Below are 13084 nucleotides of genomic sequence, written 5' to 3' on the forward strand. Positions count from 1 at the left end.
GGCTTCGTCACCCTCGCCAGCATCATGCTATGGCTCAAATGACTAAATCGTCCCTACGACCTAGAGCGCGGCAGGCGAAAGTGGATCCCGGTTTCGCCGCCCGACGCGCTCTAATTCAAAGAGTTAGAGCCTTTTTATCGGGTTCAAGTGAGGCCACTTGAACCAGAAAGGCTCTAGGCCGCGCCGCGCGCCACACTGGCCTCGCCGCCGTGATCGAAGACGGTCTTCCCGCGCTGGGTCGCCTGCACGCTCCATTTGATCCCGAATCTCGCTGCCGTCGAGCGGACTTCGAGCCGCGTCGTCACGCTCACCGACCAGTCCGGCCGTTCGAATTCGGCGCGATAGACCTTGGCTGCTGCGGCGTTCGAACCGTCCGCGGTCAGCTCAACGTCAAACCGCGAGGCCATTCGATAGTCCGTGCCCGTCGCCGCCAGGTGATAGGCGACGGCGGCCGGCGCATGGACGGCGGCCCGCGACAGCCCAGTCGTCGGCAAGGGTTGCGCCGTTGCGCCAAGCCACTTGGCTGGCCCCGGACCGGCCACGGCCGCGGTCGTGGGCGGTTCGAATGGACGCACACGGCTCGTGGCGAACGCGCCATCCGGGACGCCCAGCTCCAGCGTATCAAGGTCCAAGGTCAACGTCGCGCCCGTGCGGCTTGGCCAGAGGGTCGGCCAGCCCTCAGCGGAGAGCAGCAGGCCGAGCCGATGACCGGCCCTCAGGCGCCAGGCCGTGGCCTGGAAGGGCAGGGCGATGTCGAGGATCTCGTCAGCCGTGGGCGGCGAAGCGCGGCCTGAGCCATCGTGGAACGCCAGGTTCAGCGCGCCGGTGGTCATCCGCACGGCCTGCCCGTCCGGCGCGATGTCCAGCAGCCGGGCGACCAGCAGGCCTCCCGCGCGGTCCGAGCGCAGGCGGCAGCGCAGCACCGGCGCGGCGATAATCTCCAGATCGGCCGTGGCCGGGGCCGTGGTCAGGGCGCCCGCCGCAGGCCATGGTCCAGGGACATCCTCGTAGAGATCGGCCTGCAGCGTCGCGGGCGTTTGCGGCGCCGGCTTGAGAACCAGGGGTCCCGTCCCGAACCGGAAACGGGCGGATCTCGCCGCCGTCATGGGCCAGGCCATGCCGCGCCATGTCCCGGTCTGCAGCCCGCCGGCCCGGTCCGGTTCAGCCACCCAGAGCCGCAGGGCTGGCTCGTCCATCACGCCGGTGTCACGGCCCTTCAGCCAGCGATCCCACCAGCGCAGCGCCTCCTGCAGGAAGCCGATACGTGGTCCGTGCGTGGCGATCACCGGAACCGCATGCTCCCACGGTCCGATGATCGTCCTGACGGGACCACGCCATGTTGCGGCGATCCGCAGGACCGATGTCGAATATTTGTCCGCCCATCCGGAGTAGAGCAGCAGCGGAATGTCAGAGGGCCGCGCGGCGCGGTCCTTCCAGTAGGGGTCCCTTTCGGGGTGCGAAAGCCAGCGGATGACGAACGGCCGGTTCGCCTCCAGACGCCTGAGCCACTCCTTTCGCCACCCGGCGCCGAACTGCTGCGGGTCGGGAGGCAGGGCGTTGAACATCAGCATTACACCGGACCAGTCGATCAGGCCGGCATAGGGCGCTCCGCCCAGGTTGTGGATATCGGTCGTCCAGCCGTCCTCGGAGACGCCGCCAAGCACCATGGCCTTGAGCGCCGGCGGCGCACGTCCCGCTGCACGCAGCGCCGTGAAGGCGGCCCAGGACAGGCCGCTCAGGCCTACCGACCCGTCACACCACGGCTGCGCCGCGGACCAGGCCACGACCGCCACCGCGTCGTCGATCTCCGAGGTCTCGTATTCGTCAAGCAGCAGGCCGGTCGAGCCCCCGGCGCCGGCGGTGTCGACCGCCAGCACGGCATAGCCCCGTTCGGCCCACCAGGGCAGCAGCGAGGCTTCCAGGGTCCGGAAGACATCGAAGGCGCGGTAGGGCGAAAGGTCCAGGATCGCGGGAACGGGACCGCCTTGGGCCGGACGCCAGATATGGGCCGCCAGCACGCGGCCGCTAGGCAGCGGAATCCGCAAGAATTCGTCGATCAGCGATGCGCTCGCGGCCATGCGCCCCTCCGCGCGGCAGTAAGCGTCACCGCGCCGCCGAAGGGAAGGCCAGCCGGTGTTGAAGCCGGTCCGGCTGCCGGGCCATACGATCTACGAACTTTGGGTCGTGACCGGAGGCCAACCCGTTTGGTCGGAGCCTGGAGCTTTCCCGTGGCAATTGATCCCTGCAAGAGCAGCTGAACGCGTCAGCGCCTCGACACACCAGACGGCTAGCCCCGCCGCCCCACAGCCGCCTCGGAGGGATAGATCTCGCGCCCCTGGCCCAGGAGGGCTGGGACGACCTCGTCCACCGTGCCCACCGAGGTCCAGGCCAGCATGAACTCCGGCGGAGTCAGCTTCTCGTCGACCGTATGCTGGAACAGCTTGAACAGCGGCTCCCAGAAGCCGCGCGGGTTATAGAACACCACCGGCTTGGCGTGCAGGTCGAGACGGCGCCATGACAGCAGCTCCACCACCTCCTCCAGGGTGCCGATCCCGCCGGGCAGCACCACGAAGCTGTCGGAGCGCTGGAACATCAGCATTTTCCGCTCATGCATGTTGTCGACGATGATGTGCTCGACGCTCTCCAGGGCCCGCTCCGCGCCGACCAGGAAGGTCGGGATGATGCCCAGCACCTCGCCGCCCGCCTCGTGGGCCGCGCGCGCCACCGCGCCCATCAGGCCGACCCCGCCGCCGCCATAGACCAGCTTGATCCCCACGTCGGCCAGCGCCTTGCCCACGCCGCGCGCCGCGTCGAGGAACGCCGGGTCCGCATCGTCGGAGGATCCGCAGAACACGCAGGTCGATTCCAGGCGTTGGCTCTCACGCCCCATAGCGCGTACTCCGTAAGGAAATCGGATTGGGCCGCTTGCTTCGGCGGCGCGCAAGCCCAACTAGCTATGGCCCAATTAGCTATGGCCAGGGTTAAGGAGTTTCAAGCGCACCGTGAACTTGCAGCCCGCCCCCCTTTTCGCGCGCCGTGCGGTCGCGCCGCGGTCTGAGGCCTAGCCCGCTTGGTCCACGGTCACATGGCGCATGCCCGGTTCTCGGGGCCCGAGGCGGTCTCGCCGCCGGAAACCAAGTTCGCCTTCTGGGGCTCGATGGGCGACCTGTTCGCCCTGGTGATGCGCTCCGGCGCGCCGCAGCTGCGCCTGCGGATCGGCGCGGCCCTGGTGCTGGTGTTCATCGGCAAGCTGTGCGGCGTCATCGCCCCGGTGATGCTGGGCGACGCCATCAACACGCTCACCCCGGCGGCCCAGGGTGGGGTGATCCTGGGCGCGACCTTCATCACCCTGGCGGTGGCCTTCGCGGCGCTGCGGCTGATCGCGGCCTGCGCCCCCTACGCCCGCGACGCGATCTTCACGCGGGTCTCGCAGTCCACCATGGCGCGGGCGGCGGTGGAGAGTTTCGGCCACGCGCTGTCGCTGTCGCTGGACTTCCACCAGAGCAAGCAGACCGGCACCCTGTCGCGGGTCATCGACCGCGGCGCGCGCTCCACCGACTTCCTGATCCGCAGCCTGATCTTCAACCTGGGCCCCACCTTCGTGGAGCTGATCCTGGCGATCGTGGTGATGGTGGTGCGGCTGGACTGGCGCTTCGCGATCACCGCCTTCGTGACCCTGGTGATCTACTCCGCGGTGACGTTCCGGATCACCGACTGGCGGCTGTCGCATCGGCGCGACCTCAACGAGGCGGAGAACCGCGCCGCCGGCCTCTCGTCGGACGCCCTGATCAACTACGAGACGCTGAAGGCGTTCGGCGCCGAGGACCGGCTGGTGGACGCCTACGGCGGGGCCATGGCCGACTATGTGGACGCCAGCTCCAAGGCCAACAGTTCGCTCAACATGCTGAACGGCGTGCAGTCGCTGATCCTCAACGTCGGCCTGGCCGCCATGACCGTCATGGCGGGGCTGGAGGTGGCGGGCGGGCACCTGAGGATCGGCGATATCACCACGGCGATCTTCCTGCTGTCGGGGCTCTATGCGCCGCTGGGCATGCTGGGCTTCCAGTACCGCGAGATCCGCCAGGGGCTGATCGACATGGAGCAGATGGTCATGCTGAAGACCATCGCGCCCGACATCACCGATGCCCCAACCGCCCAGGCCCTGCCGCCGGCCAGCGGGAAGGGGGCCCGGGTCGCCTTCGAGGACGTCAGCTTCCGCCATGACGCCCGCTCGTCCGGACTGCTGGGCGTCAGTTTCGAGGCCAAGCCCGGCGAGACCGTGGCCCTGGTCGGTCCCTCCGGCGCCGGCAAGACCACCGCCGTGCGCCTGGCCATGCGCTTGCTGGACCCGCAGGAGGGCCATGTGCTGATCGACGGGGTCGACATGCGCCAGGCCCGCCAGGCGGAGCTGCGCGGCGCCGTGGCCCTGGTGCCCCAGGACGTGGCCCTGTTCAACGACACCCTTTACGCCAACATCGGCTTCGCCCGGCCGGATGCGACGCTGGACGAGGTCCGCGGGGCCGCCGCCGCCGCCGAGCTGGGCCCGTTCATCGACGGCCTGCCGAACGGCATGGCCACCAAGGTGGGCGAGCGCGGCCTGAAGCTCTCCGGCGGCGAACGCCAGCGGGTCGGCATCGCCCGCGCCCTGCTGGCCAACCCGCGCCTGCTGATCCTGGACGAGGCCACCAGCGCGCTCGATGGCCCCACCGAGGCCGCCATCCAGGAGACCCTGCGCAAGGTGAAGGCCGGCCGCACCACCATCGTCATCGCCCACCGCCTCTCCACCATCGTCGACGCCGACCAGATCCTGGTCCTGCGGCGGGGTCGGATCGTCGAGCGGGGGACGCATGCGGAGCTGCTGGAGAAGACGGGGGAATATGCGGCGCTATGGAGAAGGCAGACGCGGGAGAGCTGACCCAGCGCCCCCTCCACCGCTTCGCGGTCCCCCTCCCCCGAAGTGTTCCCTTCGGGGGAGGAACTTGACGCTGACACCGAGGCTTCCGTTCCTCACCCGCAAAGCGGGGGAGGGGGACCCCGAAGGGGGGGAGGGGGCGCTGTGGCCGTGCGCCCGGCTAGAGCCTTTCCGGTTCAAATGGAATCATTTGAACCGGACAAAAAGGCGCTAAATCAAAAGTCTAGAGCACGACGGGCGCTTGAAGCGGTATCCACTTCAAGCTGTCGTGCTCTAGCCGATCGCCTTGCCCATCCGCACCAGCGGCACCGCCGCCCCGCCGCGTGCGTCTTCGATGGCCTCGATGTCGGTGTAGCCGCATTGCGTATAGAGCGCCCGGCCGGACAGCGTCGCCATCAGCTCCAGGCGCGTGAACCCCTCGGCCCCGGCCGCCGCCTCGCACAGCTCCAGGATCAGCCGGCCGACGCCACGCCGGGCGAAGTCGGGGTGGGTGTACATGGCGCGCACGCGGGCGGCCTGCGTGCCCGGGTCGAGCAGGGCGGCGTCGCGGCCGGGGGTGTGGTCGCCGCCGTAGAGCGTGGCGCGCCGGCTCCAGCCGCCGCAGCCGGCGATGCGGCCTTCAGCCTCCACGACGAAATAGGTGCCGTCGGCCACCAGCTGGCGATCCAGGCCCATGATCGCGCGGCTGGAGGCGATCTGGGCAGGGTCGAGGAAGCCGCGCTGCAGCTCGGCGATCGATGCGTCCATGACCCCCTTGAGGGCATCCAGGTCCGCGGGCTCCGCCAGCCGGTGCGAAAGTCCCGCCGTCACCGCCTACTCCGCGGCGCGGGGGATGTCGGCCTGGCCGAGCTCGGCCGGGCGCTGGCGGTCCTGGACGCCGCCGCGGGCGCCGGTGATCCACCCCTTCAGCTTGCCGAACCGCGCCGAATAGACCTTGGGCGCGGCCAGCATCACCGGCGTCAGCACCAGGGTCAGCAGGGTCGCGAAGCTGAGGCCCCAGACCACGGCGGCCGACAGCTGCACCCACCATTCCGACCCCGGCGCCTTGTACTCGATGTGGCCGGTGCGGAAATCCGGGTGCACCTGGAACATCAGTGGCAGCAGCCCGGCCACCGTCACCAGGGTGGTCAGCAGCACCGGCCGGAACCGCTGGGTCGCCGCGCGCACCGCCGCCTCGTCGGCCATATAGCCGCTCCGCCTGAGGTGGTAGTAGGTGTCCACCAGCACGATGTTGTGGCCCACGACCACGCCGAACAGCGCGACCACGCCGGTCCCCAGCATGATCACCGAGATGTAATCGAAGGTATGGGCGACGTTCACCTGCACCCCCAGCAGCACGCCGGTGGTCGACAGTATCACCGCCGACAGGGTGACCAGCACGCCGTAGAAGCTGTTGAACTGCCAGAGCAGGATCACCGACATCATGAAGATGGTGGCGACGATGGCGACCATGAAGAACTGCGCCGCCTTCTGGCCCTCCTCGTCGGCGCCCACGAACTTGGTGGACACGGCCGGGTCGATCGGGGCCTTGGCCAGCCAGGGTTTCAGCTGGGCGATCTTCAGGTTGCCGGCCACGCCCTCGATGGTGTTGGCCTGGACGACCACCAGCCGCTGGCCTTCGCGCCGCTGGATTTGGGTGACCTGCTGGGCGGGCACGCGCTTGATGAAGTAGCTGGCGGGCACCGCGCCGCTGGGGGTGGTGATCTTCAGCTGCTCGATGGCGGCGACGTTGCGGTCGCTGGCCGGGAAGCGGACGCGGATGTCCAGCTCGTCCTGGGCGTCGTCGGGGCGGAAACGGCCCATCAGCACGCCGCCGGTCAGGAACTGGATGGTCTGGCCCACCGACAGCACGTCGACGCCGTAGCGGCCGGCGGCTTCGCGGTCGACTGCCAGGTTCCACTCGATGCCGGGCGAGGTGCGGTTGTCCTCCAGCTCGATGAGCTGCGGATCGGCGGCCAGCTTGGCCTTCACCAGATCGGCGGCCTTGCCGAGCGCGATGGGATCGTGGCTCTGCAGCTGCACCTGGATCGCCTTGCCGGTGGGCGGGCCGCCCTGCGGCAGGCGCACCTCCACCTGCATGCCGGGCAGGTCGCGGACACGCTGGCGCACCTCGGTGGCGATCTCGAAGCCGCTGATCCCCAACGCCTTGCGCGCCTCGTATTTGTCGAAGTCGACGCGGATGCGGCCGATCGTGTCGTTGGGGGCCGAGTTCGGCCCGCCGTTTTGAGTGAAGCCGCCGGCACGCACGTACATCGAATGCACGCCCTTGACGTCGATCAGCCGGCCCTCGACCTGCTTGGTCAGGGCGTCCTGCGCCTCGGGCGACAGGTTGCCGCGGGCCTTGGCGTAGACATCGACGAATTCCGGCTCCTGCTTGAGGAAGAACTCGCTGGAGTGCGGGGTCTTGCCGAACCAGACGAAGATGCCGATCACCACCGCCAGGGCCACCGCCAGGCTGCGGGTGGGGTGGCGGCCCAGCGTGGTGATCATCCGGGCGTACCAGCCCATGAAGCCGCTCATCCCGGTCGGATCGCCATGCTCGGACTTCATGATCTCGGCCAGATGCGCCTCATCGATGGACGCCTTGCGCCCGATCAGCGAACCCAGCGCCGGGGTGAAGATCAGGGCCACGAAGATCGAGGCGCCCAGCACGAAGAACAGGGTCATCGGCAGGAAGCTCATGAACTTGCCGGCGATCGAGTTCCAGAACAGGAACGGCAGGAAGGCGCAGAGCGTGGTCAGGGTGCCGTTCACCACCGGCCAGAACATGCGTTTGCCCGCGGCGGCGAACGCCTCCTCACGCGGCAGCCCCTCGGCCATCTTCCGGTCGGCGTACTCCACCACCACGATGCCGCCGTCGACCAGGATGCCCACGGCCAGCACCATGCCGAACATCACCATCTGATTGAGCGTGATGTGCATGGCGTTGATCATCAGGAAGGCCAGCAGGAAGCAGGCCGGGATGGCGATGCCCACCAGCAGCCCCTGGCGGATCCCCAGGCTGGCCACGATGATCATCATCACCAGCAGGCTGGCCGAAATCAGCCCGCCCTCCAGTACGTTCAGGGTGCGGCCGATGAAGTCGCTTTCATCGAAGGTGTAGTCGGTATGCACCGTCGCGGGCCAGTGTTTCGCCTCCTCGGCGGTGACCGTCTTGATCGCCTGAACGGTGTCCAGCACGTTGGAGCCGCCGCGCTTGGAGACCTCTAGCGAGAAGGCCGTCTGGCCGTTGTAGCGGCTGATCGCGCTCGGCTCCTTGAAGGTCCGACGCACATCGCCGATGTCGCCAAGAGTCACGATGCGGTCGCCGCTCTGCTTGATCGGCAGAGCCAGGATGTCGGCCGGTTTCTGCACCACGCCGGGCACCTTGACCGCGAACATGCCGGCCCCCGAGCGCAGGTTGCCCGCCGGGACCAGCTGGTTGTTGCGGCCGATCACGTTGGCGATCTGGCCGGTGGTGACGCCGTAGGCCTCCATCCGCAGCGGGTCGATGGTGACCTCGAGCACCTCCTCGCGGCCGCCGCTCATGAACACTTCCAGGACGCCCGGCGTGGCCTCCAGCCGCTCCTCCAGCGCTTGAGTGATCCGGTAGAGTTCGCGTTCCGGCGCCGCGCCGTAGAGCATGATCCCGATCACCGGCTGGCCGGAGAAGTTCTGCTCCTGGATGATCGGCTCCTCGGCGTCCGGCGGGAACTTGCCGCGGGCGAGGTCGACCTTGGCGCGCACGTCGGCCAGGGCCTTGTCCTTCTTGAAGTCGGCCTCGAACTCCAGGGTGACGATCGCCGCGCCCTGCCGGGCCACGGCGTTCATGTGCTTCACGCCCGGGATGGCCTGCATCTCCACTTCCATGGGCTTGACCAGCAGGCGCTCGGCGTCCTCGGGGCTGACGCCGGGATAGGGGACGACCACCGAGATATAGGGCAGGTCGATGTCGGGTTGCGCCTCGCGCGGCATGGAGAGATAGGCGAAGAGGCCGAAGATCGCCGCGACCAGGGTCACGCCGAGCACGACCTTGCGTCGCTTGATGGCTCCGTCGATCAGACCGCCGATCATTCTTCTTCTCCCCGGTGCGCTCAGGCCTAGCGGGCCTGCGCGACCCGAACCTTCTGGCCGTCGGCGACGAAAGACTGGCCGACGGTGATCACGTTGACGGCCCCCGAAAGGCCGCTGACCCACATGCCCTGGGGCGTTTCCTCCAGCACCGTCACCGGCGCGAAGGCGACGCGGCTGTCGGCCTGGACGAAGCGCACGCCCTGGCGGCCGGCCGAGTCCAGCACCAGGGCCGAGACCGGCACCAGATGCGCCGCGCCGCTGCCCGTGCCGACACTAAGGTCGGCGGAGAGGCCCGAGCGGACGGCGAGGTCCGGGTTCTGGACCAGCACCTGCAGGTGATAGGTGCGGGTCTGCGGGTCGGCGTCATGGGCCACGTAGCGCACGCGGCCGCTCAGCATCTGGCCCGACACCAGCCGGGCCTGGGCGAGAGCGCCGATTTTCAACCGCGAGGCCTGGGTCTCGGGCGCGTCGCCCACCACCAGCAATGGGTTCAGCTCGATCATCGTACCGCAGGGCTGGCCGGGGGCCAGATAGGCGCCGATCTCGGCATCTCGGTGGTCGAACACCCCGGCGAAGGGCGCGCGGATATCGACCTGCTTGAGCGCGATCTCGGCGGCGCTGACCCCGGCCTGTGCGGCGTCGAGATCGGCCTGAGCCTGCAGCACCTGGGTCGGCGACCGGTAGCCCTTCGCGGCGAGCTGCGCCGCGGCGTCGCGCGACAGCTGCCGCGACTTCAGCGCCGCGCGCATCTGGTCGAGGTTGGCCTGGCGGGCGTCGACGGCCAGTCGGCAAAGCACCTGGCCCTGCTTCACGAAGCTGCCTTCGGCGGCCGGCGCTGCAGCCACCACGCCGCTGGTCTCGGAGCGGACGCTCACGCTGCGCGTCGCCTGGGTGCGGCCGCGCATGACCAGCTGGATTTCACGGACCGTCTCTGGCGTGAGCCTGACCTGGACGCTCGGGGGGCCGTTTTCGGGCGCCTTCGCCTTGGCCTCGGCCTTCTTCGAGCCGCCTGTGGCCAGGGACATCACGACGAAGAACACCACCAGCACACCCAGGACGGCGAGAATGAAGACATACTGCGGCTTCAGGCGCTTCAAACTAAATCCCCGGTCTCGGCTGCATGCGTGAAAGGTCCCGCCGCACGCGATCGCCGACTTTGCGCGGCTTGCGGTGCTTTTGATGCCGCCGTTATGTCAGCGCAAATGAATTTGCGGTCACGCCGGCGGGCAGGTCTAATCTGACGCAGTGAGCCTAGATTGCAACGCGCCGGTTTCACGCGCGCTACGCGAGCCCGGCGCATTGAGTTTACGAGGTAAGAGGAAGGATCGCCAGTGAGATACCTGCATACCATGGTCCGGGTGGCCGATCTCGACGCCTCGCTCAGATTCTACTGTGACAAGCTTGGGCTTAAGGAAGTCTCCAGGGTCGACAACGAGGGCGGCCGCTTCACCCTGGTGTTCCTCTGCGCCCCTGGCGACGAGGACGCGGCGCGGGAGAACCGGGCCCCGACGGTCGAGTTGACCCACAACTGGGACCCGGAGGCCTACCAGAGCGGCCGCAATTTCGGTCACCTGGCCTATGCGGTGGACGACATCTACGCGACCTGCCAGCGGCTGCGGGACGGCGGCGTGGTGATCAACCGGCCGCCCCGCGACGGTCGCATGGCCTTCATCCGCTCGCCCGACAACATCTCGGTGGAACTGCTGCAGGCCGGCGCCGCCTTGCCGCCCGCCGAACCCTGGGCCTCGATGCCGAACGTCGGGGTCTGGTGAGCTAGCGCCCGCCCAACCATCGCGCCAGGTTCTCGAAATACCTCACGGTGTCGGCCAAGGCGGTCGGGTCGCGCAGCATGCCGTCGCCGGGCGGCTCGCTGACGAAGCTGGGACAGCCGTCGCGCGGGTCGAGGTTGTAGTCGCAATAGTGGTGGAAAGTGCTCTCGGCCAGGGCGCGGCCGCCGTCCGCGCTGGCCTCGAAGGCGACGGCGATATTGAACCGCCGGTTCGTCGCCTGGCTCATGCCGCGCGCGATGACCCGCGCCGTCGGGTCGTCCGGCGGCGCGCCGACCGCCCCCTCGTGCGGATGGGCGGGCAGGCGGGTGATCGGCCCGTCCGGCTTGCGGAACACCGGATGCGGCGCGCCGACCAGCTCGATGGTCTGGAAATCGCCGTTGGCGCCCGAGTGATAGTTCGGCCAGTCGATGTTGAGGGTGTGCGGGTCGTCGCGGCGGTTGCGGCTGGCGTCGGGGTCCGGGTTCTTCGAGTGGAAGTAGTGGGCCGCGCCGACGCCGCCGAGCGTGCAGATCGAGACCCCCAGGTCCATGTGGTCGCGGGTCACCATCAGCCCGCCGCCGGCCTTGCGGAACCGGCCGATCGCCGCGCATTCCTCGGCGTTGAGCCCGTCGCCCACGTCAACCGCGAACAGCCAGAGTTCATCGAAGTCGGAGCGGTCCAGGGCGCCCAGCACCGGATCGGTGGTTCCGCCCGACGTCGCCCGGTCCCGCGCCGTCACCTGGACGCCCTCCAGGCTGGCCAGGTGATGGCGAAGGCGGCTGAAGCGCCCGATATGCCAGTCGTCGGCCTGGGTCGTGATGGTGGTCTGCAGCAGGATGCGAAGCGGCGTGCTCATGCGCCCCATTCTAGCATCAGCCCTCCGCGGCGTCAGGCGAGACCCGCTCGGCCGCCCACACCCGCCAGCGCCAGATGATCAGACCCGCGATCACCGCCACCAGCCCGGCGCCGATGGCGATCGGCGCCGCATGCGCCATCAGCCCGTTGAAGACCAGCATCACCGCCGGGCCAAAGGCGTAGCCCAGGCCCACGAACGCCGCCGCCCATATCACCGCGCCGAGGGCGTTCAGCACGGCGAACCGCGTCGTGGAGATATGGGTCACGCCCACCGCCACCGGCCCCGCCGCGCGCAGGCCGTAGAGAAAGCGGAAGCTCAGGATGAACAGGGTTGGATGGCGCTCGATCATGTTCAGCGCCTTGGCGAAGGCCACCTTGGCCGAGACGCGCTGCACGAAGCGGCTGTCGCGGAAGCTGCGGCCCAGGATGAACAGCACCTGGTCCAGCACGCCGGAGCCCATCGCCGCGGCGGCCACCGCTACGAACGGCGAAAGCATGCCCTGGCGCGCCAGGACGCCCCCGGCGATCACCGCCGTCTGGCCCTCGAACGCCGCGCCCGCGAGGATCGCGGGCGGCCCCAAGGCCGCCAGGAAATGCGCCAGTTGATCCATGCCGCCGTCTGTTGGGGGAGGTCGAAAGAGACTTCATATGGGCGATGCCGGGGGGTTCCGCCAACACCCAGCCCGAGACATTTCCACGGTGTGTCTTAACGCCGGTTCTTCAGGCCGCCAGATCGAGGGCGAGACGGCCTTTTCCAGCCGCCGCAGCAGGGTTTCCCGGTCCTCGGCTGACCCATCTCCGAAGTGCCAATGCATCGTCGCCATGTCGTCGCGCAGCTGCCCAGGCAGCGTGCCACCGGTTGGCGGCCAGCCGCATGTCCATTGCGGAGATCGCGCTGGAAACCGGCTTCGCCCACCAGGGCCACATGACCCGCAGCATGCGCCGGCTGATAGGACTCACGCCCGGCGAGTTCGCGCGGGCTCGGCAGAGTTGCCCGACTGACCGGGTTGGCGAACCCGCTCAGGTGGATCGATGCGGCCATGCTCGAAGCTCTGACGACAGGCATGCCGCTGCGGACACTGGGCGCCAGCCAGGGGGTGCGGTCAATGCGGGATGACGACCGGCACTGACGCCGACGTCGCTGTTCTTCTGCGGCTGGCGGTCCATCTCGGGCGATCGCCAAGACACCCCTCATTCAGCACCAAGTCTGGGTTGAAATGCGGGGTGAGCCATAGAAAATGCCGATTTCTTGGGGAAATCAGTAGGCGATGGCTCCCGGAGCAGGACTCGAACCTGCGACAAGTCGGTTAACAGCCGACTGCTCTACCAGCTGAGCTATCCGGGATCAGGCCGTCGAGAGGCCGGGCGTATACGCTGGCCCGCCGGGGCGCGCAAGCGGCGCCGGCGACACGTCGCGCAGGCTGGTGCAACCACCGCGAGCGACATTCCGTCGCCTCCCAGGTGGGGAACGCTGATGCGCCAAGGTTGGGTCGCG

The 13084-nt window shown here is 68.7% G+C and carries 10 protein-coding genes and 1 tRNA gene; 3 read left to right on the plus strand and 8 right to left on the minus strand.

Annotation, left to right across the window (positions count from 1 at the left end; translation table 11 throughout):
• Positions 1-173 precede the first annotated feature (173 nt).
• Together Q0R13_RS11075 and Q0R13_RS11080 are read right to left on the minus strand one after the other, a co-directional pair.
• Positions 174-2078: a CocE/NonD family hydrolase gene (locus Q0R13_RS11075; RefSeq protein WP_293903819.1), complete on the minus strand. Its 1905-nt coding sequence runs from the start codon at positions 2076-2078 to the stop codon at positions 174-176.
• Between the two features lie 209 nt (positions 2079-2287).
• Positions 2288-2890, minus strand: coding sequence for a TIGR00730 family Rossman fold protein (locus Q0R13_RS11080; protein WP_293903821.1), 603 nt, complete (start codon positions 2888-2890; stop codon positions 2288-2290).
• Between the two features lie 195 nt (positions 2891-3085).
• Here Q0R13_RS11080 and Q0R13_RS11085 point away from each other — a divergent pair, with 195 nt between their 5' ends.
• A complete protein-coding gene (locus Q0R13_RS11085) occupies positions 3086-4915 on the plus strand; it encodes an ABC transporter ATP-binding protein/permease (protein ID WP_293903899.1) in 1830 nt (609 codons plus the stop codon).
• A gap of 270 nt (positions 4916-5185) precedes the next feature.
• On the opposite strand, the gene Q0R13_RS11090 is transcribed toward Q0R13_RS11085, so the two are convergent.
• From Q0R13_RS11090 to Q0R13_RS11100, 3 genes are all read right to left on the minus strand, one after another.
• On the minus strand, positions 5186-5659 hold the full coding sequence (locus Q0R13_RS11090) for a GNAT family N-acetyltransferase (RefSeq protein ID WP_293903823.1): 474 nt from the start codon (positions 5657-5659) through the stop codon (positions 5186-5188).
• 66 nt (positions 5660-5725) lie between these two features.
• Positions 5726-8965 carry an efflux RND transporter permease subunit gene (locus tag Q0R13_RS11095; protein WP_293903825.1) on the minus strand — a complete coding sequence of 1080 codons (3240 nt, stop codon included), beginning with the start codon at positions 8963-8965 and terminating at the stop codon, positions 5726-5728.
• A 26-nt stretch (positions 8966-8991) separates the two neighbouring features.
• Positions 8992-10062, minus strand: coding sequence for an efflux RND transporter periplasmic adaptor subunit (locus tag Q0R13_RS11100; protein ID WP_293903827.1), 1071 nt, complete (start codon positions 10060-10062; stop codon positions 8992-8994).
• A gap of 234 nt (positions 10063-10296) precedes the next feature.
• Here Q0R13_RS11100 and Q0R13_RS11105 point away from each other — a divergent pair, with 234 nt between their 5' ends.
• The gene (locus tag Q0R13_RS11105) at positions 10297-10737 is read left to right on the plus strand and encodes a VOC family protein (RefSeq protein WP_293903829.1); all 441 of its coding nucleotides are present in this window, start codon (positions 10297-10299) and stop codon (positions 10735-10737) included.
• A gap of 1 nt (position 10738) precedes the next feature.
• On the opposite strand, the gene Q0R13_RS11110 is transcribed toward Q0R13_RS11105, so the two are convergent.
• On the minus strand, positions 10739-11590 hold the full coding sequence (locus Q0R13_RS11110) for a hypothetical protein (protein ID WP_293903831.1): 852 nt from the start codon (positions 11588-11590) through the stop codon (positions 10739-10741).
• Positions 11591-11606: 16 nt separating this feature from the next.
• Positions 11607-12200 carry a DedA family protein gene (locus Q0R13_RS11115; RefSeq protein WP_293903833.1) on the minus strand — a complete coding sequence of 198 codons (594 nt, stop codon included), beginning with the start codon at positions 12198-12200 and terminating at the stop codon, positions 11607-11609.
• A 44-nt stretch (positions 12201-12244) separates the two neighbouring features.
• Here Q0R13_RS11115 and Q0R13_RS22630 point away from each other — a divergent pair, with 44 nt between their 5' ends.
• Complete coding sequence (locus Q0R13_RS22630; protein ID WP_366852802.1) at positions 12245-12706, plus strand: helix-turn-helix domain-containing protein; 462 nt, start codon at positions 12245-12247, stop codon at positions 12704-12706.
• Positions 12707-12858: 152 nt separating this feature from the next.
• Here the strand turns inward: Q0R13_RS22630 and Q0R13_RS11120 are convergent.
• Positions 12859-12934, minus strand: a tRNA-Asn gene (locus tag Q0R13_RS11120).
• Positions 12935-13084 lie beyond the last annotated feature (150 nt).

The organism is Phenylobacterium sp. (assembly GCF_025351295.1).
GTDB lineage: Bacteria > Pseudomonadota > Alphaproteobacteria > Caulobacterales > Caulobacteraceae > Phenylobacterium.

What these genes read in the sequence shown, in the direction of transcription:
- Q0R13_RS11075 (WP_293903819.1), bottom strand. Translation starts at nt 2,078, where the DNA reads ATGGCCGCGAGCGCATCGCTGATCGACGAATTCTTGCGGATTCCGCTG.
- Q0R13_RS11095 (WP_293903825.1), bottom strand. Translation starts at nt 8,965, where the DNA reads ATGATCGGCGGTCTGATCGACGGAGCCATCAAGCGACGCAAGGTCGTG.
- Q0R13_RS22630 (WP_366852802.1), top strand. Translation starts at nt 12,245, where the DNA reads ATGCCGGGGGGTTCCGCCAACACCCAGCCCGAGACATTTCCACGGTGT.
- Q0R13_RS11085 (WP_293903899.1), top strand. Translation starts at nt 3,086, where the DNA reads ATGGCGCATGCCCGGTTCTCGGGGCCCGAGGCGGTCTCGCCGCCGGAA.
- Q0R13_RS11115 (WP_293903833.1), bottom strand. Translation starts at nt 12,200, where the DNA reads ATGGATCAACTGGCGCATTTCCTGGCGGCCTTGGGGCCGCCCGCGATC.
- Q0R13_RS11090 (WP_293903823.1), bottom strand. Translation starts at nt 5,659, where the DNA reads ATGGACGCATCGATCGCCGAGCTGCAGCGCGGCTTCCTCGACCCTGCC.
- Q0R13_RS11110 (WP_293903831.1), bottom strand. Translation starts at nt 11,590, where the DNA reads ATGAGCACGCCGCTTCGCATCCTGCTGCAGACCACCATCACGACCCAG.
- Q0R13_RS11080 (WP_293903821.1), bottom strand. Translation starts at nt 2,890, where the DNA reads ATGGGGCGTGAGAGCCAACGCCTGGAATCGACCTGCGTGTTCTGCGGA.